The organism is Streptomyces sp. NPDC101237, assembly GCF_044767465.1.
Lineage (GTDB): Bacteria > Actinomycetota > Actinomycetes > Streptomycetales > Streptomycetaceae > Streptomyces > Streptomyces gramineus.
Map to the genome: position 1 here is coordinate 40,262 of NZ_JBIWNY010000039.1, position 26,229 is coordinate 66,490.

General features: G+C 72.7%; 20 protein-coding genes. 8 read left to right on the forward strand and 12 right to left on the reverse strand.

Going from position 1 to position 26,229, the window contains the following annotated elements; all coding sequences use genetic code 11:
* Positions 1-362: 362 nt before the first annotated feature.
* Together ACIRQ9_RS37040 and ACIRQ9_RS37045 are read right to left on the reverse strand one after the other, a co-directional pair.
* Complete coding sequence (locus tag ACIRQ9_RS37040; RefSeq protein ID WP_404184071.1) at positions 363-2,150, reverse strand: ABC transporter permease/substrate binding protein; 1,788 nt, start codon at positions 2,148-2,150, stop codon at positions 363-365.
* On the reverse strand, positions 2,143-3,216 hold the full coding sequence (locus tag ACIRQ9_RS37045; RefSeq protein ID WP_404184074.1) for a glycine betaine/L-proline ABC transporter ATP-binding protein: 1,074 nt from the start codon (positions 3,214-3,216) through the stop codon (positions 2,143-2,145). Before ACIRQ9_RS37045 ends, ACIRQ9_RS37040 begins: the two co-directional genes overlap by 8 nt.
* Positions 3,217-3,410: 194 nt before the next feature.
* Between ACIRQ9_RS37045 and ACIRQ9_RS37050 the strand changes: the two genes are divergently transcribed.
* Positions 3,411-4,340 carry a 5'-3' exonuclease H3TH domain-containing protein gene (locus ACIRQ9_RS37050; protein ID WP_404184128.1) on the forward strand — a complete coding sequence of 310 codons (930 nt, stop codon included), beginning with the start codon at positions 3,411-3,413 and terminating at the stop codon, positions 4,338-4,340.
* 115 nt (positions 4,341-4,455) lie between these two features.
* On the forward strand, positions 4,456-5,304 hold the full coding sequence (locus ACIRQ9_RS37055) for a siderophore-interacting protein (RefSeq protein WP_404184076.1): 849 nt from the start codon (positions 4,456-4,458) through the stop codon (positions 5,302-5,304).
* Between the two features lie 93 nt (positions 5,305-5,397).
* Here the strand turns inward: ACIRQ9_RS37055 and ACIRQ9_RS37060 are convergent, their stop codons facing one another.
* The 3 genes from ACIRQ9_RS37060 to ACIRQ9_RS37070 form a co-directional block, all read right to left on the reverse strand.
* Positions 5,398-6,174, reverse strand: coding sequence for an ABC transporter permease (locus ACIRQ9_RS37060; RefSeq protein WP_404184079.1), 777 nt, complete (start codon positions 6,172-6,174; stop codon positions 5,398-5,400).
* Positions 6,171-7,178, reverse strand: coding sequence for an ATP-binding cassette domain-containing protein (locus ACIRQ9_RS37065; protein ID WP_404184082.1), 1,008 nt, complete (start codon positions 7,176-7,178; stop codon positions 6,171-6,173). Before ACIRQ9_RS37065 ends, ACIRQ9_RS37060 begins: the two co-directional genes overlap by 4 nt.
* 168 nt (positions 7,179-7,346) lie before the next feature.
* Positions 7,347-7,979, reverse strand: a complete 633-nt coding sequence (locus ACIRQ9_RS37070) for a PadR family transcriptional regulator (protein ID WP_404184085.1) — start codon at positions 7,977-7,979, stop codon at positions 7,347-7,349.
* Between the two features lie 211 nt (positions 7,980-8,190).
* Here ACIRQ9_RS37070 and ACIRQ9_RS37075 point away from each other — a divergent pair, with 211 nt between their 5' ends.
* Positions 8,191-9,720 carry an amino acid permease gene (locus ACIRQ9_RS37075; RefSeq protein ID WP_404184088.1) on the forward strand — a complete coding sequence of 510 codons (1,530 nt, stop codon included), beginning with the start codon at positions 8,191-8,193 and terminating at the stop codon, positions 9,718-9,720.
* Between the two features lie 109 nt (positions 9,721-9,829).
* The gene (locus ACIRQ9_RS37080; protein ID WP_404184091.1) at positions 9,830-10,786 is read left to right on the forward strand and encodes an RluA family pseudouridine synthase; all 957 of its coding nucleotides are present in this window, start codon (positions 9,830-9,832) and stop codon (positions 10,784-10,786) included.
* On the opposite strand, the gene ACIRQ9_RS37085 is transcribed toward ACIRQ9_RS37080, so the two are convergent.
* The 6 genes from ACIRQ9_RS37085 to ACIRQ9_RS37110 form a co-directional block, all read right to left on the reverse strand.
* On the reverse strand, positions 10,783-12,279 hold the full coding sequence (locus tag ACIRQ9_RS37085) for a cytochrome P450 (protein WP_404184094.1): 1,497 nt from the start codon (positions 12,277-12,279) through the stop codon (positions 10,783-10,785). The two genes, ACIRQ9_RS37080 and ACIRQ9_RS37085, sit on opposite strands and share 4 nt — an antisense overlap.
* A gap of 22 nt (positions 12,280-12,301) precedes the next feature.
* Positions 12,302-12,922, reverse strand: coding sequence for a GTP-binding protein (locus tag ACIRQ9_RS37090; protein WP_404184098.1), 621 nt, complete (start codon positions 12,920-12,922; stop codon positions 12,302-12,304).
* Complete coding sequence (locus ACIRQ9_RS37095) at positions 12,903-13,331, reverse strand: DUF742 domain-containing protein (RefSeq protein WP_404184101.1); 429 nt, start codon at positions 13,329-13,331, stop codon at positions 12,903-12,905. Before ACIRQ9_RS37095 ends, ACIRQ9_RS37090 begins: the two co-directional genes overlap by 20 nt.
* On the reverse strand, positions 13,328-13,735 hold the full coding sequence (locus ACIRQ9_RS37100; RefSeq protein WP_351320402.1) for a roadblock/LC7 domain-containing protein: 408 nt from the start codon (positions 13,733-13,735) through the stop codon (positions 13,328-13,330). The genes ACIRQ9_RS37095 and ACIRQ9_RS37100 overlap by 4 nt, the downstream gene beginning before the upstream one ends.
* Positions 13,732-15,351 (reverse strand): sensor histidine kinase, encoded by a 1,620-nt coding sequence (locus ACIRQ9_RS37105; RefSeq protein ID WP_404184104.1) that lies wholly within the window; start codon positions 15,349-15,351, stop codon positions 13,732-13,734. Before ACIRQ9_RS37105 ends, ACIRQ9_RS37100 begins: the two co-directional genes overlap by 4 nt.
* A 357-nt stretch (positions 15,352-15,708) precedes the next feature.
* Complete coding sequence (locus tag ACIRQ9_RS37110) at positions 15,709-16,335, reverse strand: TetR/AcrR family transcriptional regulator (RefSeq protein WP_404184107.1); 627 nt, start codon at positions 16,333-16,335, stop codon at positions 15,709-15,711.
* 194 nt (positions 16,336-16,529) lie between these two features.
* Here ACIRQ9_RS37110 and ACIRQ9_RS37115 point away from each other — a divergent pair, with 194 nt between their 5' ends.
* The 4 genes from ACIRQ9_RS37115 to atzF are packed head-to-tail and all read left to right on the forward strand — an operon-like array spanning position 16,530 to position 23,137.
* Entirely contained in the window at positions 16,530-17,354 is an 825-nt protein-coding gene (locus tag ACIRQ9_RS37115; RefSeq protein WP_404184110.1) for an urea amidolyase associated protein UAAP1, read from the forward strand.
* Entirely contained in the window at positions 17,351-17,953 is a 603-nt protein-coding gene (locus tag ACIRQ9_RS37120; protein ID WP_404184113.1) for an urea amidolyase associated protein UAAP2, read from the forward strand. Before ACIRQ9_RS37115 ends, ACIRQ9_RS37120 begins: the two co-directional genes overlap by 4 nt.
* Positions 17,950-21,462 (forward strand): 5-oxoprolinase/urea amidolyase family protein, encoded by a 3,513-nt coding sequence (locus tag ACIRQ9_RS37125; protein WP_404184116.1) that lies wholly within the window; start codon positions 17,950-17,952, stop codon positions 21,460-21,462. The genes ACIRQ9_RS37120 and ACIRQ9_RS37125 overlap by 4 nt, the downstream gene beginning before the upstream one ends.
* Before the next feature lie 19 nt (positions 21,463-21,481).
* Positions 21,482-23,137 (forward strand): allophanate hydrolase, encoded by a 1,656-nt coding sequence (atzF, locus tag ACIRQ9_RS37130; RefSeq protein WP_404184119.1) that lies wholly within the window; start codon positions 21,482-21,484, stop codon positions 23,135-23,137.
* A gap of 110 nt (positions 23,138-23,247) precedes the next feature.
* Here atzF and ACIRQ9_RS37135 read toward each other — a convergent pair whose 3' ends face one another.
* Complete coding sequence (locus ACIRQ9_RS37135; RefSeq protein WP_404184122.1) at positions 23,248-26,100, reverse strand: DEAD/DEAH box helicase; 2,853 nt, start codon at positions 26,098-26,100, stop codon at positions 23,248-23,250.
* Positions 26,101-26,229: the final 129 nt, after the last annotated feature.

Genomic DNA, 26,229 nt, shown 5'->3' on the forward strand with positions numbered 1-26,229 from the left:
CGCGGGTGACGCGGTGGCCGGTCGACGGTACGGCCGCCGCCAGGCGCCTCGGACCGGGCCGATCCCGGCGGCGGGCACGGTGCGGCCGGTGTGGCCGCGGACGGTGTCGCCACGGACGGTGCGGCCGGTGTCGCCGCGGACGGTGCGGCCGGTGTCGCCGCGGACGTTGGGGCCGGTGTCGTCCCGGTCGGCGGGGGCGCTTCGCCGACCGGGTCGGGTCCGCCGCCCGCGCCCGGTCCGACACGAGCGGCCGTGGAGCGGGCGGTACGGCCGAGGCCGGGGCGGCGACGCGCGCCTGCCCCGGCCTCGCGGGAGGCGGGCCGTGTACGAAGGGCTTCGCCCCGGGGGCGGCCCGCCCCCGCTCACTTCCGGATCGGCGCCCACTTGTCGACGAGGCCGGGGTTCTGCTTCAGCCAGGCGCGGACCGCGTCCTGCTCCTTGCCCTGGCCGGCCTTCTGGATCGCCGCCTCCAGCTCGGTGAGCTGCTTCTCCGTCATGGAGAAGTCCTTGAGCCAGGCGCCGACCTCGGGGTTGTCCCCGGAGAAGCCCTTGCGGGACAGCGTGTGCACGCCGTCGCCGGAGCCCCAGGCGCCCTTCGGGTCCTTCAGCTTCTTCAGGCCGTAGTCGCTGTAGGCCCAGTGCGGCGACCACAGGGTGACCAGGATGGGCTGCCGCTTCGCGTAGGCCCGCTTGAGCTCGGCGAGCATGGCGGGCGTGGAGCCGTCGACGACCTGGTAGCTGCCGTCGAGGCCGTACTCCTTGAGGACCTTGGACTTGAGCAGGCCCATCATGCCGGCGCTCGGCTCGATGCCGACGACCTTCCCGCCGAACTCCGGGGCGTGGTCCTTCAGGTCGGCCAGCGAGTTCACGTCCTTCACGTACGACGGGACGGTGAGCTCCAGCGAGGTGGGTCCGTACCACTTGCCGAGGTCGTCGAGCTGCTTGCCGTACTTCTTCCAGTACTCGGCGTGCGTGACGGGCAGCCAGGAGTCGGTCTCGAAGTCGAGCTGGCCGGTGGCGAGGCCGGTGTAGAGGGGACCGGCGGCGTACTGGGTGGTGGTGACCTTGAAGCCGCGTTCCTCCAGCAGCTCCTGCCACAGGAAGGTGGAGGCGATGCCCTCGTCCCAGGGGATGTAGCCGATCTTGATCTCCTTGCCCCGGCCGATGTCGGAGGCGGAGGCGCGGGCGGTGCCCGACGAGGAGCCGAAGATGCCCAGACCGCTCGCGACCAGGGCCAGGACGACCACGCCGACGACGGCGACGGCCGGGCGGGGCCGGTAGGTCCAGGGAGTGGGGCGGACCTTGGCGGCGGCACGGCGGCCGAGCGGGGAGAGCTGGGTGCCGAGTGCGCTGGTCATGCGGTCGAGGTAGATGGCGAGGACGACGATGCCGACGCCCGCCTCGAAGCCGAAGCCGATGTCGAGCTGGCCGATGGCCTCGTTGACCGCGCCGCCGAGGCCGCCGGTGCCGACCATGCCGGCGATGACGACCATCGAAAGGCCCAGCATGATGACCTGGTTGACGCCGGCCATGATGGTCGGCAGCGCGAGCGGCAGCTGGACGCGCAGCAGGGTGTCGCGCGGTGTGGTGCCGAACGCCTCGGCGGCCTCGACGAGTTCCGCGTCGACCTGGCGGATGCCCAGCTCGGTCATGCGGACGCCGGGCGCCAGGGCGAAGATCAGGGTGGCGATCACGCCGGCGGCGGTGCCCAGGCCGAAGAAGAGGATGGCCGGGATCAGCAGGACCATCGACGGCATGGTCTGGAGGAGGTCCAGGACCGGCCGTACGGCCGCGCTGACGGCCCGGGAGCGGGCGGCCCAGATGCCCAGCGGCACGGAGATGACCAGGGCGATCACCGTGGCGACCAGGACCAGCGCCAGGGTGGACATGGCGCGGTCCCACAGGTCGAGGGAGTCCACAAGCGCGAATCCGGCGAAGGCCAGGACGCCCGCGGCCAGCCCGCGCAGCCACCACGCGAGGACCGCCAGGATGCCCGCCAGCAGCAGGGGCGCGGGGGCGGTGAGGACGCCGTCGATGCCGTCGTACATGCCCTCGACGACCGCGCGGATCGCGTCGAAGAGCCAGGACATGTGGGCGACCAGCCAGTTCACGCCGGAGTCGACCCAGTCGCCGAGACGCAGCCTAGGCACGGGCGGTCACCTTCTTCCCGCCGTCGCAGAGGACGGGTTCGCCCGCGTCCTCCGCGAGGAAACCGACCAACCGCGCCTGCGGTACGACGCCGACGACGGCGTGGTCCCGGTCCAGGACGGCGACGGGGTGGGGCAACCGGGCGCTGAGCGCGCACAGTTCGGTGAACGGGGTGTCCGGGGTCGCGGTGCCGCAGTCGCAGTCCGCCTCGTCGCCGGCCACGTCGGTGTCCATGACGGCGGCGGCGGTCAGCACCCGGGAGCGGTCGACGTCCTGGGTGAAGGAGGCGACGTAGTCGTCGGCGGGCCGCAGCAGGATGTCCTCGGCGGTGCCGGTCTGGACGATCCGGCCGTCGCGCATCACGGCGATGCGGTCACCCAGGCGCATGGCCTCGTTGAGGTCGTGGGTGATGAAGACGATGGTCTTCTTCAGGGTCTTCTGCAGCTCCAGCAGCTGGTCCTGCATGTCCCGGCGGATCAGCGGGTCCAGCGCGCTGAACGACTCGTCCATGAGGAGCAGGTCGGCGTCGGTGGCCAGGGCGCGGGCCAGGCCGACACGCTGCTGCATGCCGCCGGACAGCTCGTCCGGCCAGGAGTCCTCCCACCCGGCCAGGCCGCACAGGGCGAGCGCCTCGTCGGCGCGGCGGACGCGCTCGGCGCGGGGCACGCCCTGCACGGCCAGGCCGTAGGCGGCGTTGTCACGGACGGTGCGGTGCGGGAAGAGCGCGAAGTGCTGGAAGACCATGCTGATCTTCCTGGAGCGCAGTTCGCGCAGTTCGCGGTCGGTGAGCGCGGTGAGGTCCTGGCCGTCGAAACGGACCTGTCCCGCGGTCGGTTCCAGCAGGCCGTTGAGCAGGCGCAGCAGGGTGGACTTGCCGGACCCGGACAGGCCCATCACGACGAATATCTCGCCCGGCTCGACCTGGAAGGAGGCGTCGATCACGGCGGCGGTGGTGCCGTCGGCGCGCAGCTCCTCCCGGTCGGCTCCCTGGCGGAGCCGTTCCACGGCGGTGTCCGGTCGTCTGCCGAAGACCTTGTACAGGTCCTCGGTCTCTAGCCTGGGTGACACGCGAACCTCTCTCTCGGGGGCCTCAGGCCTTCGAAACACAGGGCCTGGCGCCCCTGGGGCATGGGACAGAAGCCGCGCCTGCCCTCCTCCGCACAGGTCAAACGGACAAGTGGCCCAGGTCACGAGGTCTCCACAACTCGGCCCCGGCACGTCCGCCCCAACGAGCCCCGCCGCTGTCGGTGCGGTACGGCATGATGCGAGGCGTGACCGCACGACTGATGCTTCTCGACACCGCCTCCCTGTACTTCCGCGCCTACTTCGGCGTCCCGGACTCGGTGAGGGCGCCGGACGGCACGCCGGTGAACGCCGTGCGCGGACTGCTGGACTTCATCGACCGGCTGGTCAAGGACCACCGTCCGGACCGGCTGGTGGCCTGCATGGACGCCGACTGGCGGCCGCAGTGGCGGGTCGACCTCATCCCCTCCTACAAGGCCCACCGGGTCGCCGAGGAGCGGGCGACGGGCCCGGACGAGGAGGAGGTGCCGGACACCCTCTCCCCCCAGGTGCCGGTCATCGAGGAGGTGCTGGACGCGCTCGGCATCGCCCGGGTCGGCGTGGCCGGCTACGAGGCGGACGACGTGATCGGCACGTTCACCGCGCGCGCCGACGGCCCGGTCGACATCGTCACCGGCGACCGCGACCTCTACCAGCTGGTGGACGACGCGCGGGGGGTGCGGGTGCTGTATCCGCTCAAGGGTGTCGGCACGCTGCAGATGACGGACGAGGCGTGGCTGCGGGAGAAGTACGCGGTGGACGGAGGCGGGTACGCGGATCTGGCGCTGCTGCGCGGCGACCCGAGCGACGGCCTGCCGGGGGTGCCGGGCATCGGGGAGAAGACGGCTGCCAAGCTGCTCGCCGAGTTCGGCGACCTGGCCGGGATCATGGCCGCCGTCGACGACCCCGGGGCGAAGCTCACTCCCTCGCAGCGCAAGCGGCTGGACGAGGCGAGGCCGTACGTGGCCGTCGCCCCGGCGGTGGTCCGGGTCGCCGGTGACGTGCCGTTGCCGGACGTCGACACCGCCCTGCCGAGGGCCCCGCGCGATCCCGCCCGGCTGGACGCGCTGTCGGCGCGCTGGGGTCTGGGCGGCTCGTTGCAACGGCTGCTGCTGACACTCGGCGGGTGAGTGACGGAGAATTGTTCTGGCAAAACCCGTGCGTCACGTGTTCACCGAAGGGGCGTCGACCACCGAGGAGATGCTAACTTAGGTAAACCTAACCAATGGAGCAGGGAGGCCGGTCATGGCAGAGCGCCCGGGACGTAAGCCGCGCACACCCCATTCCGCCCAGGTGATGCGCACCGAACGGCTGAGCCCGCACATGCAGCGCGTCGTTCTCGGCGGTGACGGCCTGGCCGGGTTCGCGGCGGACACCTGCACCGATCATTACGTGAAACTCCTCTTCGGGCCCGCGGGCGTCACCTACCCGGAACCTTTCGACCTGGAGCGGATCCGCGCCGAATTCCCGCGCGAGCACTGGCCGGTGACGAGGACCTACACGGTGCGCTTCTGGGACGCCGAACACCGTGAGCTGTGCCTGGACTTCGTCGTGCACGGGGACGAGGGCCTGGCCGGCCCCTGGGCCTGCCGTGTCCAGCCCGGTGAGACCGTGCGGTTCATGGGCCCCGGCGGCGCCTACGCCCCGTCTCCCGACGCGGACTGGCACCTGCTCGCCGGCGACGAGAGCGCGCTGCCCGCGATCGCCCGTGCCCTGGAGTCGCTGCCCGCCGGGGCGAGGGCCTTCGCCTTCATCGAGGTCTCCGGCCCCGAGGAGGAGCAGAAGATCGACTCCGACGTGGAGGTCGTCTGGCTGCACCGGGGTGCCCGGCCGGTCGGGGAGGCCCTGGTGGAGGCCGTACGGGGGCTGGAGTTCCCGGCGGGCCGGCTGCACGCCTTCGTCCACGGCGAGGCGAGCTTCGTGAAGGACCTGCGGTCCCTGCTCCGCGTCGAGCACGGGATCCCGCGCGAGGACCTGTCCGTCTCCGGCTACTGGCGCCTCGGTCACAACGAGGACGGCTGGCAGGCCTCCAAGCGCGACTGGAACGCCCGCATCGAGGCGGAGCAGGAGGGCGGCGGGGCCGCCGCCGCCTGAGGACCAGACCTCGCGAGGCCGCACGGACCACCGGGTCGTGCGGCCTCGGTGCGTGTGCGGCGGCGCCCGCGGGTGCCGCCGCTCAGGCGCGGGTCACACCGACCGCTGGTAGGACCGGAACGTTCTGATCGACAGCCAGACGGCCACGACCGCCAGGGCGAGCAGGGCTCCGCCGCGGCTCAGCACCGCACCCCAGTCCGGGTCCGCCGACATCGCCGAACGCCCGGCCACCATCGCCCAGTTGAGCGGGTTGAAGTCGGCGGTGTGCCGCATCCAGCCGGGCATCTGGGACGGCGCCATGAAGGCGCTGGACAGGAACGTCAGCGGCAGCAGCAGGAAGGTGTTGATCCCGATGATCGACTCCCGCTCGCGCACCAGCATGCCCAGCGCGTTGGACAGCGCGCCGAAGACGGTGCCGAGCAGCACGGAGGCCACCACCAGAACGGCGACTCCCCCGGTCCCGCCCGGGTAGTCGGCGCCGCCCAGGAGGCCGAGCAGCACGATGATCAGCGACTGGCCGGCGGTGACCAGACCGTTGTTCACCACGTTGCCGTTCATGAGCGCGGCCCGGCTGACCGGCGTGGTCAGGAAGCGGTTCAGGGTGCCGCGCTGGATCTCCTCCAAGGTGCCCATGCCCGCCCACATGTTGGAGCTGAGGGCGCTCATCGCGACCACGCCGGGCACCAGGTAGTCGAGGTAGCTGGTGGTGCCGAAGCCGCCCAGCTCGACGACCTTCTTGAAGAGGTTGCCGAACAGGAACAGCCAGATCACCGGCTGGATCAGGGTGATGACGGCGAACGCGGGCTGGCGGGCGAACACCACCAGCTGGCGCTGGGTCATGTACCAGGTCTGGGTGAGGGCGTTGCTCATCGGGCACCTCCGGCGGGGGCCAGTTCCTCGGTGGCGTCGGCCTCCGCGTAACGGCGGCCCGCGTAGCGCAGGTAGACGTCGTCGAGCGAGGGACGGGCGACGGTCGCGGCCAGCACGGTCACCCCGGCCCGCTCCAGCGCGGCGAGCAGCGCCGGCATCGCGGCGGCCCCGTCGTCGGCGCGGGCGCTGATCCGGCGGCCGTCGAAGAGCGCCTGGTGCACGCCGGCCAGCCCGGTCAGGGCGCCGGTGAGCAGGGTGCGGCCGGCCTCGCCCGGCGCCTCGCGCAGTTCCACGTGGACGGCGTCGCCGCGCAGTTCGCCCTTGAGGGAGTCGGGGGTGCCCTCGACCACGGTCCGGCCGCGGTCGACGATCGCGATCCGCTCGGCGAGCCGGTCGGCCTCCTCCAGGTAGTGCGTGGTGAGCAGGATGGTCAGGCCCTCCTCGCCGGCCAGCCGCCCGATCTCGTCCCACATCGCGGTGCGGGCCTCGGGGTCCAGGCCGGTGGTGGGTTCGTCGAGGAAGAGCACCTCGGGGCGGTGCACCAGGCCGAGGGCCACGTCGAGGCGGCGGCGCATGCCGCCGGAGTAGCCCTTGACCGGGCGGCCGGCGGCGTCGGCGAGGGTGAAGCGGGCCAGCAGTTCGTCGACCCGCCTGTTCAGGGCGGTGCCACGCAGACCGTAGAGCCTGCCCTGGAGCAGGAGGTTCTCGCGGCCGGTGGCCACCGGGTCGGCGCCGGAGTTCTGGGCGACCACCCCGATCGCCCGGCGCACCCGGTCCGGGTGGCGCAGCACGTCGTGGCCGGCCACGGTGGCGGTGCCCGAGTCGGGCCGGGCCAGCGTGGTGAGGATCTTGACGGTGGTGGACTTGCCGGCGCCGTTGGGTCCGAGGAGCCCGAAGACGGTGCCGGGTTCGACGGTGACGTCCATGCCGTTCAGCGCGGTGACGTCACCGGGATAGGTCTTCATCAGCTGGCGCGCCTGCACTGCGGGCGCACGGGTGTTCATGACAGGGCTCTCCTGAATGAGCGGATGACAGCTGATCCGCCGTAGGAGCGCCGGGCTATCCTGGGTGTGCCGCACCTCGATCGCCCGGATCTGCCTCACGGCGGGTTCAGCTCGGGGTTCGAGACCCTGGCGGGGCTGCTGCAACAGCTCCGCCGGGGTCTGTTTCTGTTACCGGTCCGCCTCCGTGAACTCCGGCGGGAACTCGCCGGTCTCGTGGTACCGGCGCCAGGCCTCGACGCCAGGCAGCGAACCGTCCCGCATCTCCCGCACGAAGCCGCGGACCCAGGCGGTCTGCGCTTCCATCATGTGCAGGTGGTATTCGACCTCGACGACGAAGAGCCGGGGCAGTGTCTCGCGCAGCTTCTCCAGCACGGCACGGCCGCCGGTGACCTCGACCTCCAGGGTGCCGAGCCGTTCCTCCAGCAGGCGCTGGACCTCGTCGGGCGGCAGGGCGCCCAGCAGCGAGAGCGCCGTCTCGAAGATCGGGTACTCCTTGACCGGGACCGCGACGAGGTCGGACAGCCAGTGGACCGTCTCCTCGCGTCCGGCGTCGGTGATGCCGTAGACCGTGCGCTCCGGGCGGTTGCCCTGCCGCTCCACGTCGGCCACCTCGACGAAGCCGTGCTTCTCCAGGTTCCGCATGACCGTGTAGAGCGAGCCGTAGTTGATCCGGGTGCTGGTGTCCTTGCCCTGGCGGCGCATGGTCTGCGCGATCTCGTAGGGGTGCATCGGCCCCTGCAGGAGGGTCGTCAGCACGACGAGCGCCAGCGGATTGCCGAGCTTGCGCCGCTTCACCGCCACACCGATCACCTCGCTTCCGAATATCCGTTGCCGAACATATCGCGTATCCCGCACCGAGGTCAATACACACGATGTATCGCGTCTGGAGCGGTCACGCAAGGGCGTGAGGACTTGGGCCCGCCCCGGACACGCCGGTGTGACGCCTCCGAAACAGCGCGTCCCTAATTTCTGTCGCCCGACAGGAAATCCGCCCTGACAGGCAGGTGCCGCCGTGACGACCACCGACGACCGCTCCCTCACGGAGCCCGACGACCGCTCCCTGGAGGAGTTCGGCTACCGCCAGGAACTGCACCGCAGCCTCGGCAGGTACGCCTCGTTCGCCGCCGGGTTCTCCTTCATCTCCGTCCTGACGACCGTCTTCCAGTTCTTCGCCTTCGGCTACGCGTTCGGCGGCCCCGTCTTCTTCTGGGCCTGGCCGGCCGTGCTGGCGGGCCAGCTGCTGGTGGCCGCCTGCTTCGCCGAACTCGCCGCGCGCTACCCGATCTCCGGCGCGATCTACCAGTGGTCCTCACGGCTGTCGAACCCGTCCTTCGGCTGGTTCGCCGGCTGGATCATGGTGATCGGACAGGTGGTGGTGGTCGCGGCGGCCGCGCTGGCCCTGCAGACGGTGCTGCCCGCGCTCTGGTCCGGCTTCCAGCTCGTGGGCACCGACCCGGCGCCGACGTCCGCGGACGGCGCCGCCAACGCCGCCGTCCTCGGCGTCGTCCTGCTGGGCCTGACCACCCTGGTGAACCTCCTGGACAACCGGGTGATGTCCCTGATCAACCGGGTCGGGGTGACGGCCGAGATCATCGGCGCCGTCCTGATCGTCGTACTGCTGCTGACCCACTCCAAGCGCTCCCCCGGCATCACCTTCCACACCGGGACGTCCGCCGAGGGAGGCCTGCTGGGCGCGCTGCTGGTCGGCTCGTTCACGGCCGCGTACGTGATGATCGGCTTCGACAGCGCCGGTGAGATGAGCGAGGAGACGCACCAGCCGCGGCGCACGGCTCCGCGCACCATCCTCACGGCGCTCGGGTCGGCGGGGCTGCTGGGCGGTCTGGTCGTCCTCGGCGGTCTGCTGGCCGCGCCAGGTCTGACCGACGGGCGGCTCGCGGTGGACGGCCTCAGCTACGTCCTGACCAGCAGCCTCGGCGACGGCGTGGGCCGGGTGCTGCTGGCCGACGTGGTGGTGGCCGTCGCGGTGGCGACGCTCGCGATCCAGACGGCGGCCTCGCGCATGCTGTTCTCCATGGCGCGCGACGGACAGCTGCCGTTCGCCGGCCGGCTGGCCCGGGTGAATCCCCGGACGGGCATGCCGGGCGCGCCGGCCGTGGTGGTGGGCGTCCTGGCCGCCGCGCTGCTGCTGCTCGACTTCGCCTCGCCGGACGCGTTCCTCGCGATCGGCACCACGTGCATCGTGATGCTCTACCTCGCCTACGCGATGGTCACAGGACCGCTGCTCGTGCGCCGGCTGCGCGGGCAGTTCGGGGCCGCGGGGGCGGACGAGACCGGGGCGCCGCTGTTCTCGCTGGGGCGATGGGGGGTGCCGGTCAACGCGGCCGCGCTGCTGTACGGGCTGGCGATGAGCGTGAACCTGGCGTGGCCGCGGGAGGCGGTGTACGACCCGAGCGGCGGGCACTGGTACTTCCGGTGGTTCACGGTGCTGTTCCTGACCGCCACGGTGGTGGCGGGAGGCCTCTGGCGCTTCGCGCGGGCAAAGGCCCCGAGCGCGGTCGCCGTACCGGAGGCCGTGGCGTAGCCGGCCGGCCGCGGTTGCGGCGGCCCGGGCGCGGCCCGGGCGGCGGCGCCGCATGTCGGCGCCGTCCCGCGCGTCCGGGAGGGGTGCTCCGCGCATACCCTGGGCTGCGATGAGACGCAAGACGAGCATTCCGCCCTCCCCCCTCCCCCAGCGCCACGGGGTGGATCCCGTCCGGGTGCGGCTGCCGTTCACGGCGGAGTGGGAGACCGTCGGCGCGTACCTGGTCGCACGGCTCTCCGGGGCCGCCCCCGGAGCCGTCGAGGCGATGCTGGCGTCGGGGCTCGTCGTGGGCACGGACGGAGAGCCGGTCGCCGCCGGCGCCCCCTACTCCCCCGGTCTCTGGCTCTGGTTCCACCGCGACCTGCCCGCCGAGGTACCCGTCCCCTTCGCCCTCGACGTCGTCCACCGCGACGCCCACCTGGTCGTCGCCGACAAACCGCACTTCCTCGCCACCACCCCGCGCGGCAGCCACGTCACCGAGACCGTCCTCGCCCGGTTGCGGCAGGAGCTGGGGATCCCCGCGCTCGGAGCCGCGCACCGGCTGGACCGGCTCACGGCCGGGCTCGTCCTGCTCACCGTGCGGCCCGAGGAACGAGGGGCCTACCAGCGGCTGTTCGCCGAGCGGCGGGTGCGCAAGGAGTACGAGGCGATCGCGCCGTACGACCCCTCGCTCGTTCTTCCCCGGACCGTGCGCAGCCGGATCCTCAAGGAGCGCGGTGTGCCGGCGGCCCGGGAGGTCGAGGGCGAGCCCAACGCGGAGACCGTGGTGGAACTGATCGACCGCAGCGGAGACCTGGGCCGCTACCGGCTCACCCCGCTGACCGGCCAGACCCATCAACTGCGCGTCCACATGAGCGCGCTGGGCGTGCCGATCCTCGGCGACCCGCTGTATCCCGTGGTGACCGGCCCCGTGCCGGCCGGTGACTTCCGGCGGCCACTGCAACTGCTGGCGCGGCGGCTGGAGTTCACCGACCCGGTCACGGGGGCCGAGCACCGGCTGCGCAGCGGACGGACGCTGCGGGCCTGGGAGTCGTACGAGGACTGGGCGGGCGGGCTCGGCCGCTAGCGGCCGAGCCACCAGCGGCGCAGCCGCGGCCAGATGCCCTGGGGCCGGGCGGGTTCCGGGGCCGCGGCCGGCGGGGGTGCCGCGGGCTGAGGGCGGGGCCGGGACTCGGGTGCCTGCGCGGGTACGGTCGCGGGTGCCGCCGGGCGGAGCGGGACGGAGTGCCAGTCGGTGCGCTGCGGCGGGACCAGTGCCGGGCTCGGCATGAGCGTCACGTCCTGCTTGGGCTTCGGGTCGAAGCGCACCGGCAGCTCCACCAGGTGCCGGGAGGCGATCGAGGCCCGCCAGCGCAGGTCGTCCTCGTCGCAGTCGAGCTGGATGTCGGACAGCCGGGTCAGCAGCTGGTCCACGCCGACGTCGGCGATGGCACGGCCGATGTCCTGGCCGGGGCATTCGTGCGGGCCGCCGCCGAAGGCGAGGTGCGAGCGGTTGCCCTGCATGTTGGCCTTCAGGTCGGGGCGGACCCGCGGGTCCACGTTGCCCGGCGCGGGCGCGTACAGCAGGCCGTCGCCCTTGCGGATGCGCTGGCCGCCGAGTTCGGTGTCCTGCTTGGCGAAGTAGGCGAAGACCGTGCTGAACGGCGGCTCGTCCCACAGGGACTGCTCGATCGCCTCCGGCACCGTCATCTGGCCGCCGTTGAGCTGGGCACGGAAGCCCGGCTCGGTGAGGACCATCCGCAGCGCGTTGGCGAGGAGGTTGGCGGTGGTCTCGTAGGCGGCGTAGAGGACGACCCGCAGGTGCTGGGCGACCTCGTCGTCGTTGAGGCCGGCCGGGTGGGTGACGAGGTGGCTGGCGAAGTCGTCCTCGGGACGGGCCCGGCGGCGGGCGGTGAGCCTGGTCAGGCAGTCCATGACGTACGCGTTGCTGGCGATCGCGGTCTCGGTGCCCTTGAGCGCGTCCCGGGTGGCCTCCACGATCCGGTCGTTGTACTCCTCGGCCATGCCGAGCAGTTCGCACATGACGGCCATCGGCAGGTGCTCGGAGTACTGGGAGACCAGTTCCGCGTGGCCCTGCTCGCAGAACTCGTTGACCAGCAGCTGGGTGTAGCGGCCGATGAGGCGGCGGATGCTGCGGTGGTCGATGGTGGTCATGGCGCCCTGGACCGCCGCCCGCAGCCGCAGGTGTTCGTCGCCCTCGGCGTGCGAGCAGATCGGCTGCCAGGCGATGTGCGGCATGAGCGGGTGGTCGGGTCTGACCATGCCCTCGCGCAGCGGGGTCCAGATCCGGCTGTCGCGGGTGTACACGGCGGGGGTGCGGACCATCTGGAGGTTCTCGGTGAGTCCGAGGACCGCCCAGATCGGTACGTCGTCGTGGAGCAGCACGGGGGCCACGGCGCCGTGCTCCGTGCGCAGTTTCTCGTACAGCTCGCCCAGGTGGTCGGCGTCGGCGCCGTAGAGCCGTTGCAGTCCGCCGGGGCCACGGTCGTGCGCCGGGCAGGCGGGCGGCGGGACCGGACCGGTGCCGGTGCCGGCCTGGGAGGGGGATTCAGGCGTCACAGTGATCGCTCCGAAGGGGGTGTCAGGTGAGCGCGCCGGACATGGCGAGCGAGTGCAGGAAGCGCACCAGGGTCATCAGCACGTCCCGGCTGGAGGCCCGGCGTCGGGCGTCGCACTCCACGATGGGGACGTCGGGAGGCAGGTCCAGCGCGGTGCGCAGCTCCTCGATGGGATAACGGGGGCCGTCCGGGAAGGAGTTGACGGCGACGACGAACGGCACGCCGCGTTCCTCCAGGCGTCCCATGACGTCGAAGCTGACTTCCAGGCGCCGGGTGTCGATGAGCACGACCGCGCCGAGGGCGCCCTCGAACAGTCCGTTCCACAGGAACCAGAACCGCTCCTGGCCGGGGGTGCCGAAGAGGTAGAGGACCAGCTGGTCGGTGATGCTGATGCGGCCGAAGTCCATGGCCACGGTGGTGGCGGTCTTCGAGTCGGAGCCGTAGTTGTCGTCGACCCCGACGCCGGCCTGGGTCATGGTCTCCTCCGTGGTCAGCGGACGAATCTCGCTGACGGAACCGACCATGGTGGTCTTGCCGACTCCGAAGCCGCCGACGATCACGATCTTCACGGCGGCCTGGGCGGTGTGCGGCAGTTGGTCCTCGGTGCGGGGGCCGGGGATCGTCTCAGAGCTTTTGAAGTCCATGCATCACCGCTTCGAGGAGTGAACGGTCGGGGAGCGCCTGGCGGACGATCGGGGCCCGCGCCTGCACCAGTTCGGCCGTGATCAGCTCGGTGATCAGTGCCGTCATCGCGCTGAACGGCAGGTTGAGGTAGGCCGAGAGCTCGGCGACGGAGAGCGGGGCGAGGGTGAGCCGCAGGAGCACCGCCTGCTCCGGCGTGACCGACGGCGGCGGGTCGGCGCGCGCCACGATCAGGGTGACCAGGTCGAGTTCGGCCCGCGCACCGTCGGCTCCGCTGATGACGTAGAGCCGTTCGGGGTTCTTGTTGTCGTCGTCCTCGCCGCCTCCCCCGGGGGCCGGCGGTGCGGGCGGCACCGGTGGCGGCTGGTGTTCCGCCCTTCCCTGCCGCCGTTTGCGTTGCGGAGGAGTCATACGGTCTGCCCGTTCCGACGGGGCGGACTGGTCAGGTGGGTGCCGATGCGGACGACCAGGTCGCGCATCATCTCGCTCATCCGCCCGGGTTCGCAGGTCACGTCGGCGAGCACCGCGAGGTACGCGTTGGCGCCGGCGGACATGAGGTAGAAGTAACCTCTGTCGATCTCGATCAGGACCAGGTTCATGTCGCCGTTGCTGATGGGGAGTTCCTGGGCGACGGCGGTGGCCAGGCTCTGCACGCCCGCGCAGGCCGCGGCGAGGCGGTCGGCGGCGTCGGGGTCGCCGCCGTGCCGGGCGATGCGCAGTCCGTCGGCGGAGAGGACGACGATCATCTCGACGCCCGGCACCCCGTCGGCGAGCTGCTTGAGCATCCAGTCGAAGTTGCCGCGCTGCTGGATCACTTGAGGTCCCCCTGGTCGTCGGCTTCGGTGCCGGCCGGATCGTTGATCAGGTGCACGTACTTGGTGGGGTTGCGGGTGAAGTCCGTGGGGTGGACGCCCGGGTTGTTCTTCTTCAGGCCCTCCCAGAAGGCCTCGACCCAGAGTCCGGGCGCCGGGCGCTCCGGCGCCGGTTCCGGCTCGGGCTCCTTGCGCTGCGACCAGACGGTCGGGTTGCCCTCGCGCTCGGCCCGCTCGATGGCGGCCTGTTCGGCGTACCGCTGGGTGAGCGGGGTCTTCATCCGGCTGCGTCGCTGCGGCAGACCGCCGGCGGTCCACTCGGTGACCTCGGGGACGTCGTCCTCCATGGAGATCCCGGCGGGGATGCGGGGACTGGTGGGGCGGCGCTTCTTGGGGGGCCGCTTGGGGCCTTCGAGGGCGCCGAGTTCGGGCTTGGGGATGCCGGTGGCGCCGATGCCGTGGGCGATGCCGGGGGCCGGGTCGGTGGTCATCATGTCGCTGGGCACGATGAGGACGGCCCGGACACCGCCGTACGCCGAGGCGCGCAGCGAGACGTCCATGTCGTACGTCGTGCACAGCCGGCCGACGACGGAGAGGCCAAGGCGCGGGTTCTCGCCGAGCACCTGGATGTCCTTGCCCTGCTTGGCCTTCTCCAGCATGCCCTCGATGCGGCCGCGGGCCTCCTCGTTGAGGCTGACGCCGGCGTCCTCGATCTCGATGCACACGCCGGACTGCACCTCGACGGCGGTGACGTGCACCTTGGTGGAGGGCGGCGAGTAGCGGGTGGCGTTGTCGAGGAGTTCGGCCGCGGCGTGGATGAGCGGTTCGACCGAGGTGCCCTTGATGTTGACCTGGCAGATGGAGTGCAGCTCGATGCGCCGGTACTCGAGGATCCGGGACATGGCGCCGCGCAGCACGCTGTAGAGGGCGACGGGGTTGGGCCACTGGCGGCCGGGCCGGCCGCCGCCGAGCACGGAGACCGAGTCGGCGAGGCGTCCGATCAGCGCGGTGCCGTGGTCGATGCGCAGCAGGTCGTCGAAGACCTCGGGGTTGCGGCCGTGGTCCTCCTCCATCTCCCGCAGTTCGTGGGCCTGCTGGTGGACGATGGCCTGGACGCGGCGGGCGACGCTGACGAACGAGCGCTCCAGCGAGTCACGCTGGAGGTCCTCCTCGTCGACGATGTCGAGCATGGTGCGGATGAGCCGGCGCTGCGACTCGGGGGCGTGGCGCAGCCGGGCGTCGAGGTCGAAGACCTGGCGGATCACCTCTTTGGGGGACTCGCCTGCCTTCAGCCGGTGGAGCGCGGTCGGGAACACCTCCGTGCCGAGGCGGTCGATCTCCTCGTCGTACGTGGTGAGGCGCTGTTCCAGATACGCGCGGTGACGGGCGTGCTCGGCCTCGGCGTCCCGGAGCCTGCGGCCGCGGCGCACCGCTTCCGCCGCCGTCGCGAGCACCAGCAGCGTGCCGACGGCACCGCACACGCCGACGGCGGTCCGGGCGGGCTCCGCCACCAGGAGGACGGCTGCGGCGGTCGCCGCGGCCATCAGTATGGCGGGCAGCAACAGCACCCGCGCCAGAGGAAGTTCACGGCCATTGGGAGGCGATTGCACACTCACCATGTATGCCTTCTGAGACGAGTCGGCTGGGTGTCGGGGGAATGCGTGGGGGGAAGGTTCATGGAGCAGTCGGGATCTTCCGTATGTTTGGGAACGGGCGCACGAATTCACCTCAACTCGGTGCGCCGCGGGCGAGCTTAGTCCGACCGGATCAACGCCGTGTCTAATTCGGCGAGCACCTGAAATCGCCAGGAGGACTGGAGTAGCCTCGGTCGTTTTGCACGCACGGCATGCATGCGCACACGTTCCGTGACGGCGCACACGCGTGCGGACGTGACTCACCGTGGCGGGTGAAGCGGCGCTCCGGACCGAAACCCCGGCGGGTTCCGACGCGCCGTTCCGCGGACCGACGCGCCCGGCTCAGACTCCGGCGATGCGCAGCGCCGCGTCGGCCGTGGCGCGGGCGAACTCGCCGACAGGACGCTCCGGTTCGGAGCGGCGGATCAGGATGACCCCCTCGATCAGACCGAAGACGAGATCGGTCCGCAGGGCCAGCTCCCCCGCGGCGAGGCCGCCGCCGGCCGCCGTCGCGGCGATCAACTCCCGGTAGGCGGCCTTGAGTTCGGACCGTACGGCGCGGAAGGCCGCGAACCGCTCGGCGCGCACCTCGGGCAGCAGGTAGAGCGCGCCCAGGTTGTGCGGCCCGGCGCACAGCAGCTCCACGTCGGCCCGGCACAGGGCGCGCAGCCGCTCCTCTGCCGGGGTCGCGTCGTCGGCGAGCAGTTCACGGGCGCGCGCCAGCGACGGCATGACGGTGGACTCCAGCAGCTCGGCGAGGAGTTCCTCCTTGCCCGAGACGTAGTGGTACATCGACGCCTGCCGCATGCCCGCCCGCTCGGCGACCGCCCGGGTGGTGGTCGCGGCGTAGCCGCGGGTGGTGAACAACTCGGCCGCGGCCGTCAGCAGTTCGGCCCGCGGGTCCAGACCGCTGTCCGGGCGCTGCGCGGCCCGCGGCCGGCCGACCCGGCGGCCGCTGCTCGTCCCCATGCGTTCGATCCTCGCACACGGCGCCGCCCGGCGATCACCGCGCGCCCGGCGGCCGGGCCGCGCTCCCCCGGTGAGCCCTCGGTAACCGGGCCGGAACACCGGGGCAATGCCGCCGACCCGGCCCGCGCCTAATTTCTGTCGGGCGACAGAAACACCCCCGAGTCACCCACGAGCCACCGAGCCGGAGGTCAGCGATGGCGACAGCGACCACGCACGGAGCGCGGGCGCACGCCCGCGCCCAGGAGGGCACCCGCGCCGATGCCATGCCGGTGGTACCGGCCGCCGACTGGCCCGACCCGCCCTGCGAGGCGGGCCACCTGGTGTGGGCCGAGACGGTGGCGGGCGGCGGCTACACCCACCGGGTCCTGGCCCGCGGCACCGAGCTGCGCCTGACCGACCCGCACGGCGACGCCTGCGCGCACCTCCTGCTGTACGTCGCCGACCGCCCCTGGGAGCGGCTGAACGTGGCCGACACGGTCAAGGTCCAGTGGAACGCCTACCTCGGCGAGGGCGTGCTGCTCCTGTCCGACCAGGGCCGGGTGCTGGCCTCGGTGATCGCGGACACCTCAGGGCGGCACGACGCGCTGTGCGGCACCTCCACCCTGGTCCGCAACACCGCCCGCTACGGCGACGGCACCCCGCAGTCGCCCTCCCCGGCCGGCCGCGAGCTGTTCAAGCTGGCGGCGGCGAAGAACGGCCTGGAACCGCGGGACCTGCCGCCCTCCCTGTCGTTCTTCCAGGGCGTGGCGGTACGCGACGAGGGCACGCTGGACTTCACCGGCTCGGCCGGCCCCGGCGGCAGCGTCACGCTCCGCGCCGAGCAGGACCTGACGGTACTGATCGCGAACGTCCCGCACCCGGCCGACCCGCGCCCCGGCTACGTCAGCACGGCCCTCGAGGTCCTGGCCTGGCGCGCCGCCCCGACGCCGCCCGGCGACCCGCTGTGGGAGGCCACCCCGGAGGGCCGCCGCGCCTTCCTCAACACCGCCGGGCACCTCGCCTCGAAGGGGCTCGCATGACCACCACGACCGTCGTCCCCGCCCGCGCCGCCTGGTCCGCCGTCGTCCGCGCCGGCGAGACCCTGACCATCACCGACCTGCACGGCAACCAGGCCGTCGACTTCCTCGTCTACGACGCCCACGACACGGCCGTCCGCTACAGCGCCCCCGACACGGTGCACGCCCAGGGCTCCCTCTTCCTCACCGCGCACAGCGTGCTGCTCTCCAACGAGCACACCCCGCTGATGACCGTGACCGCCGACGAGGTCGGCCGGCACGACACGGTCGGCGGCGCCTGCTCCAAGGAGTCCAACACCCTGCGCTACGGACACCACACCTGGTCGCAGCACGCCTGCGTGGACAACTTCCTGGCGGAGGGAGCCAAGCACGGCCTCGGCAAACGCGACCTGGTCTCCAACGTCAACTGGTTCATGAACGTGCCGGTCGAGCCGGACGGCACCCTCGGCATCGTCGACGGCCTCTCGGCCCCCGGCCGGAAGCTGACGCTGCGCGCCGAACGGGACGTCCTCGTCCTGGTCTCCAACTGCCCGCAGATCAACAACCCGTGCAACGGCTTCGCACCGACCGCGGTCGAGATGACGATCGGGGCCGCCGGATGAGCTTCGACACCCTGCTGGTCGCCAACCGCGGCGAGATAGCCGTCCGGATCATCCGCACCGCCCGCGAACTGGGCCTGCGCACGGTCGCCGTGCACTCCGACCCCGACCGCTCGGCACCCCACGTGCGCCTCGCCGACGAGGCGGTCCGCCTCGGCCCGGCCCCGGCGCGTGAGTCCTACCTCGACGCCGACCTGGTCCTCCGGGCCGCGAAGGACACCGGGGCGGGCGCGATCCACCCCGGATACGGCTTCCTGTCCGAGGACGCCGAGTTCGCCCGGCGCTGCGAGGCGGCCGGGGTCGTGTTCGTCGGCCCGGCCCCCGAGCATCTGGAGCTGTTCGGCGCCAAGCACACGGCGCGGGCGGCGGCGCGGGCGGCCGGCGTGCCCCTGGCGCCCGGCACCGGGCTCCTCTCCGGCCTGCCCGAGGCACTGCGCGAGGCGTCGGTCATCGGCTATCCCGTGATGCTCAAGGCGACCGGCGGCGGTGGCGGGATCGGCATGTCGGCATGCCGGTCCGCCGCCGAACTGACCGACGCCTGGGACCGGGTGCAGCGCGTGGCCGCCGCCTCCTTCTCCTCGGCCGGGGTCTTCCTGGAACGCCTGGTCGAGCACGCCCGCCATGTCGAGGTGCAGGTCTTCGGCGACGGCACCGGCCGGGTGGTCACCCTCGGCGACCGGGACTGCTCCCTGCAGCGCCGCAACCAGAAGGTCGTCGAGGAGGCCCCGGCCCCCGGCCTGCCGCCCCGGGTGCGCGCACGGCTGGCCGCCTCCGCACGCGACCTGTGTGCGGCCGTGGGCTACCGCTCCGCGGGCACGGTCGAGTTCGTGTACGACGCGGCACACGAGGAGGCCTACTTCCTGGAGGTCAACACCCGGCTCCAGGTGGAACACCCGGTCACCGAGGAGATCCACGGCGTCGACCTGGTCGCCTGGATGCTGCGCCTGGCCCGGGGCGAGACCGACGTCGTACGGGAGCCCGGCGCACCGCGCGGCCACGCCGTGGAGGCCCGCGTCTACGCCGAGGACCCCTCCCGCGGCCACCGGCCCGGCGCCGGCCTGCTGACCCGGGTGGAGTTCCCCGAGGGCGTGCGCGTCGACGGCTGGGTGGAGACCGGCACCGAGGTGACGACGTCGTACGACCCGATGCTCGCGAAGGTGATCGCCCACGGCCCCGACCGCGCCACGGCCCTGCGCAGGCTGGACGAAGCCCTGGCCCGGACCCGTGTCGACGGCATCGAGACCAACCTGGGCCTGGTGCGCGCCGCCCTGGCCGAACCGGCCTTCCGCGCCGCCGCCCACTCCACCGCGACCCTCGCCACGGTCACCGACCCCACCCCGCGGATCGAGGTCGTCACCGCCGGGACGCTCACCACCGTCCAGGACTGGCCGGGCCGCACCGGCCACTGGCAGGTCGGGGTGCCCCCGTGCGGGCCGATGGACGACCGCTCCTTCCGGCTCGGCAACCGGGCGCTCGGGAACCCGCAGGGCGCACCCGGCCTCGAATGCACCCTCGCGGGCCCGGCACTGCGCTTCAGCCACCCGACGACCGTCTGCGTGACCGGCGCCCCGGCCCCGGTGACGCTGGACGGATCCCCGGTGGCCCAGTGGGAGCCGGTCACGGTACCGGCCGGCGGTCTCCTGGAGATCGGCGCCCCCACCGCCCACGGGCTGCGCACCTACGTCCTGTTCGCGGGCGGCGGCCTGGACGTGCCGGACTTCCTGGGCAGCGCGAGCACCTTCACGCTGGGCCGGTTCGGCGGCCACGGCGGCCGGGCGCTGCGGACCGGCGACGTCCTGCACGGCGGTACCGTCACCGACGGCACACCCGTCGCCGACCGCCCCCGCTTCACCGCCGACTGGCACCTGGCGGCCGTCGAAGGCCCGCACGCCGCGCCCGAGTTCTTCACCGAGGACGACATCCGCGACTTCTACGCCGCCGAGTGGAAGGTGCACTTCAACTCGGCCCGCACCGGAGTCCGGCTGGTCGGCCCGAAGCCGCGCTGGGCCCGCGCCGACGGCGGCGAGGCGGGCCTGCACCCCTCCAACATCCACGACACCCCGTACTCCGTCGGCGCCGTCGACTACACCGGCGACATGCCCGTCCTGCTCGGCCCCGACGGTCCCTCGCTCGGCGGGTTCGTCTGTCCGGCGACCGTCCTCAGCGGCGAACGCTGGAAACTGGGCCAGCTCAGGCCCGGCGACACGGTCCGCTTCGTCCCGGTCGACGTGACGGGCGCGCCCCGCCCCGAGATCGCCGACGGGGGTGTCCTCGCCCGCGACGGGGACGTGACCTACCGGCGCAGCGGCGACGACAACCTGCTGGTCGAGTTCGGTCCGATGCAGCTGGACCTGGCGCTGCGGATGCGGGTCCACGCGCTGATGGAGGCGGTCGCGGCGGCGGACCTGCCCGGGGTCACGGACCTGACGCCGGGGATCCGCTCGCTCCAGATCCGGACCGACCCGGCCCGGCTCACCCAGGCCGGACTCCTGTCCGCGGTACGGGAGATCGTCCCGGCCCTGCCGCCCACCGACGAACTGGTGGTGCCCTCCCGCACAATCCACCTCCCGCTGTCCTGGGACGACCCGGCGACCCGCGAGGCGATCGCCCGCTACACGGCGGGCGTCCGCGACGACGCGCCCTGGTGCCCGTGGAACATCGAGTTCATCCGCCGGATCAACGGCCTGGACTCGGTCGACGACGTGTACCGCACGGTCTTCGACGCGGAGTACCTGGTCCTCGGCCTCGGCGACGTGTACCTGGGCGCACCGGTCGCCACCCCGCTGGACCCGCGCCACCGCCTGGTCACCACCAAGTACAACCCGGCCCGCACCTGGACCGCCGAGAACTCCGTCGGCATCGGCGGCGCCTACCTGTGCGTCTACGGCATGGAGGGCCCCGGCGGCTACCAGTTCGTGGGCCGTACCACCCAGGTGTGGTCGGGCTGGCAGCAGCGCGGGGCGTTCCGGCCGGGCTCGCCGTGGCTGCTGCGGTTCTTCGACCGGATCAGGTGGTATCCGGTGTCCGCGGACGAACTCCTGGAGCTGCGGGCCGACATCACCTCCGGCCGGTTCGTGCCGCGCGTCGAGGAGGGCACGTTCTCGCTCGCCGCCTACCAGGACTTCCTCGCCGAACACGCGGACTCCGTCGCGGACTTCAGGGCACGTCAGCAGCGGGCGTTCGCCGCCGAGCGCGACGCCTGGGAGGCGGCCGGCGAGTTCGCGCGGGCCGCGGCCGCGACGGCGCCCGGCTCCGCCGCGGCGGCCGAGGTGTCCGTCCCGCCCGGCGGCCGTCTGATCGAGGCCGAGTTCGCGGCCTCCGTGTGGCAGCTGAACGTGGCGCCCGGCGACGAGGTGAGCGCCGGCCAGCCCCTCCTCGCGCTGGAGGCGATGAAGATGGAGTCCAGGGTGCACGCGCCGGTCGCCGGTGTGGTGACGGAGATCCTGGCGCGGCCGGGCGACCAGGTGGAGGCGGGGACGGCACTGCTCGTCCTGGCGCCGACCGCGAACTGACCGACAGGAGCGACCGACCATGTCCTACACCGTCTCCCGGACCCGCGCCGCCTACGCGCGCATCGAAGCGGTCGACCGGCCCGAGATCTGGATCGACCTGCGGCCGCCCGAGCAGGCCGAGGCGGAGGCCCGGGCGATCGACGAGCGGGTCGCCGCGGGCGAGCACCTGCCGCTCGCCGGACGGCTGCTCGCCGTCAAGGGCAACATCGACGTACGGGGACTGCCGACCACGGCGGGCTGCCCGGCGTACGCGTACGAGCCGGCGGCCGACGCGTCCGCGGTGGCCCGGCTGCGCGCGGCCGGCGCACTCGTCCTCGGCACCACCAACCTCGACCAGTTCGCGACGGGCCTGGTCGGCACCCGCTCCCCCTACGGCGCGGTCCGCAACGCGGTCGACCCGTCCCGGATCAGCGGCGGCTCCAGCTCGGGCTCGGCCGTCGCGGTGGCCCTCGGGATCGTCGACCTGGCCCTCGGCACGGACACGGCGGGTTCGGGCCGGATCCCGGCGGCCCTCAACGGCGTCGTCGGCCTCAAACCGACCCGCGGGCTGGTCCCGACCACCGGCGTGGTCCCGGCCTGCGCCTCCCTCGACTGCGTGTCGGTGTTCGCGCGCACGCTGCCCGAGGCCGAGCAGGCACTGCGCCACCTGACGGCCCCGCCCGGCTGCGCGCCGCCGCCCGTGCCCCCGCGGGCCCCGGGTCCCTGGCGGATCGCGGTCGCGCCGCTCGGCCTGCTCGGCGACCTGGACGACGGATGGGCGCGGGCGTACCAGGAGGCGGTGGGCCGTCTCGCCGCTTCCGGCGCCTCGGTCCGCCCGATCGACCTGACCCCGTTCAGCGAGGCCGCGGCGATGCTCTACGAGGGCGCGTTCGTGGCCGAGCGCTACACGGCGGTCGGCCGGTTCGTCGACGAGCTGCTCGCCGCCGGCGGTGACGGTCTGGATCCCACGGTGAGCGGCATCGTCTCCCGGGCCCGTGGCATCCCGGCGCACCGCCTCTTCGCCGACCAGGACCGCCTGTCCGTGCTGCGGGCCCGCGCCCTCGCCGAACTGGCCGACGCGGACGCCCTGCTGCTCCCCACCGCTCCCGGCCACCCCACCCTGGCCGAGGTCGCCGCCGACCCGGTGGGCGAGAACGCCCGCCTGGGCCGCTTCACCAACTCCACGAACCTCTTCGGTCTGGCGGCGGTGGCGGTACCGGCGGGCGAGGTGAACGGCCTGCCGTTCGGCGTGATGCTGATCGGCCCGGCCTTCACCGACGACCGCCTGGCGGCCGTGGCCCGCGACCTGGAGCCCCGGGTGAGCCTGGCGGTGGTCGGCGCCCACCTGACAGGACAGCCGCTGAACCCGCAGCTCCTGTCCCTGGGCGCGGTCCTGGACCGCACGACGGCCACGGCACCGGCGTACCGCCTGTACGCGCTGGAGACGCGGCCGCCGAAGCCGGGTCTGGTGTACGTGGGCGAGGGCGGGGCCGAGGTCGAAGCGGAAGTGTGGCACCTCCCGCCCGAAGGCCTGGGACGTCTGCTGGCCGGCCTGCCCCGCCCCATGACCCTGGGCAGGGTGCAGTTGGCGGACGGTACGGCGGTGCCCGGCTTCCTGTGTGAACCGAGCGCGTTGTCCGACGCCGAGGACATCACCCGCCACGGGGGCTGGCGTCAGTACGTGAACGCCGGCTGAGGCGTCCCGCCCAGGGGCGCTGGGGGCACCCCCGGCCGGAGGCCGGGGGTGGAACCGCGCGACCAGCCACAGCGCACCCGCACCCGCACCCGCACCCGCACCCGGACAGGTCACCCCACCGACGAGTAGGCCACCACCCCGCGCAGCACCAGGTCGACGGCCTTCCGCGCGTTCTTCCCCACGGTCGAGCCGTCCGTGGGAGAAGCCGCCGCGATCTGCCCGAGCACGTCGATGACCTGCTTGCACCACCGCACGAAGTCCCCGGCCGGCATCTCCGCCTCCCGCAGCACCTCGTCGAGGCCGGTCCCCGAGGCCCACATGTACACGGCCCAGGCGAAGCCGAGGTCCGGCTCCCGCTGGCCGACGCCCTCGGTCTGGTTGATCCGGAACTCCTCCTCCAGCGCGTCCAGACGGCCCCAGATCCGCACCATCTCGCCGAGCGCGGCCTTCGCCTTCCCCGAGGGCACCTTGGGAGCCATCGCGTCGTCCCCGACCCGCGCCTCGAACACCAGCGCCGAGACGCACGCGGCCAGTTCGGCGGGGCTCAGCCCCTCCCAGACGCCGGCGCGCAGGCATTCGCTGGCGAGCAGGTCGAGTTCGCCGTACAGCCGGGCCAGCCGCTTCCCGTGCTCGGTGACCTCGTCGCCGCGCAGGTAGTCCAGTTCGGTCAGCAGCGCCACGATCCGGTCGAAGGTACGGGCGATGGTGTTGGTCCGGCCCTCGATCCGGCGCTCCAGCTGCGAGGTGTCGCGCATCAGCCGGTGGTACCGCTCGGCCCAACGGGCGTGGTCCTCGCGGTCGTTGCAGCCGTGGCAGGGGTGCGCGCGGATCGCGGTCCGCAGCCGTGAGATCTCCCGGTCGTCCGCGGCCTGCGACCGCTTCTTGCGGGCCCGCTCCGGCGGGATGTGTCCGGCCTTGGTGCGCAGCGCGGACGCCAGGTCCCGACGGGACTGCGGGGAGCGGGGGTTGAAGGACTTGGGGATCCGCATCCGCTCCAACGCCTCGACGGGCACCGGGAAGTCCATCGCCGCCAGCCGCTTGACCTGCCGTTCGGCGGTCAGCACCAGCGGGCGCGGACCGTCGTGGTGCTCGAAGCCCCGGTGGCCGTTGGACCGCCCGGCGGGCAGCCCGGGGTCGAGGACCAGCGCGAGACCGGCGTACTTGCCGGTGGGCACGTGGATGACGTCGCCCGGCTTGAGCTTCTCCAGCGCGACCGCCGCCTCGGCGCGCCGCTCGGCCGCGCCCTGCCGGACGAGTTCGGTCTCCCGGTCCTTCAGCTCGCGCCGCAGCCGCGCGTACTCCTCGAAGTCGCCGAGGTGGCAGGTCATGGACTCCTTGTAGCCTTCGAGCCCTTCCTCGTTGCGCTGCACCTGCCGGGAGATGCCGACCACCGACTTGTCGGCCTGGAACTGCGCGAAGGAGGTCTCCAGCAGTTCCCGCGACCGGTGCCGCCCGAACTGCTCGACCAGGTTGACCGCCATGTTGTACGACGGCTTGAAGCTGGAGCGCAGCGGATAGGTGCGGGTGCCCGCGAGCCCGGCGAGGTGGTCGGGGCTGAACCCCCGCTGCCACAGCACCACGGCGTGGCCCTCGACGTCGATGCCGCGCCGGCCGGCCCGGCCGGTCAGCTGGGTGTACTCGCCGGGCGTGATGTCGGCGTGCTGCTCGCCGTTCCACTTGACGAGCTTCTCCAGCACCACCGACCGCGCGGGCATGTTGATGCCGAGCGCGAGGGTCTCGGTGGCGAACACGGCCTTGACCAGGCCGCGGACGAAGAGCTCCTCGACGACTTCCTTGAAGGTCGGGAGCATGCCCGCGTGGTGGGCGGCGATGCCGCGCTCCAGGCCCTCCAGCCACTCGTAGTAGCCGAGGACGTGCAGGTCCTCGCGCGGGATCGACGAGGTGCGCTCCTCCACGAGGGTGCGCACCTGTTCGCGGGCCTCGTCGTCGTTGAGCCGCAGGCCCGCGTACAGGCACTGCTGGACGGCGGCCTCGCACGCGGCACGGCTGAAGATGAAGGTGATGGCGGGCAGCAGGCCCTCGGAGTCGAGGCGTTCGATGACCTCGGGGCGCCCCGGTGTCCACACCCGGGACCGCTGCCGCCGCTCCCGCTCCCGGTCGGCCTCCCGCATCGCACGGCCGCGCCTGCGGTCCTGGTAGGAGGGCCGGCTCGCCTCCATCCGGGCCAGCCGGGTGAGGTCGGGGTTGACGGCCTTCTTCTGGCCCTCGCCCTCCTCGAAGAGGTCGTACATCCGGCGCCCGGCGAGCACGTGCTGGAAGAGCGGGACGGGGCGGTGTTCGGAGACGATGACCTCGGTGTCGCCGCGGACGGTGTCCAGCCAGTCGCCGAACTCCTCGGCGTTGGACACGGTCGCCGACAGGGACACCAGGGTCACGGACTCCGGCAGGTGGATGATCACCTCTTCCCAGACGGCGCCGCGGAAGCGGTCGGAGAGGTAGTGCACCTCGTCCATGACCACGTAGCCGAGGCCGAGGAGGGTCTGGGAGCCCGCGTACAGCATGTTCCGCAGCACCTCGGTGGTCATCACGACCACGGGGGCGTCGGAGTTGACGCTGTTGTCGCCGGTGAGCAGGCCGACCTTGTCCGCGCCGTAGCGGCGGCACAGGTCGGCGTACTTCTGGTTCGACAGCGCCTTGATGGGTGTCGTGTAGAAGCACTTCTTGCCCTGCTCCAGGGCGAGGTGGACGGCGAACTCGCCGACGATCGTCTTGCCGGAGCCGGTGGGGGCGGCCACCAGGACGCCCTTGCCGGCTTCGAGTGCCTGGCAGGCCTCGATCTGGAAGGGGTCGAGGCCGAATTCGTACATCTCGCGGAAGGACGCGAGCGCGGTGGCCTGCTCGGCGGCCCGCCTGCGGGCCGCCGCATACCGCTCGGCCGGTGAGAGGTCCTCTGTCATCGTGCTTTCGAGCGTACCGGTCCCCACTGACAACAGGACGATCATTATCCGGAACGGGGGGCGGCGGAGACGAGGAGGTGGGCCCGGCCCGCGCCGCCCGGCCCCCCCGGGCGCCCCCAGGCGCCCCCCGCGCCCCCGCGAGCGGTACCCAACACCCCCCCCGGGCCGCCGGCC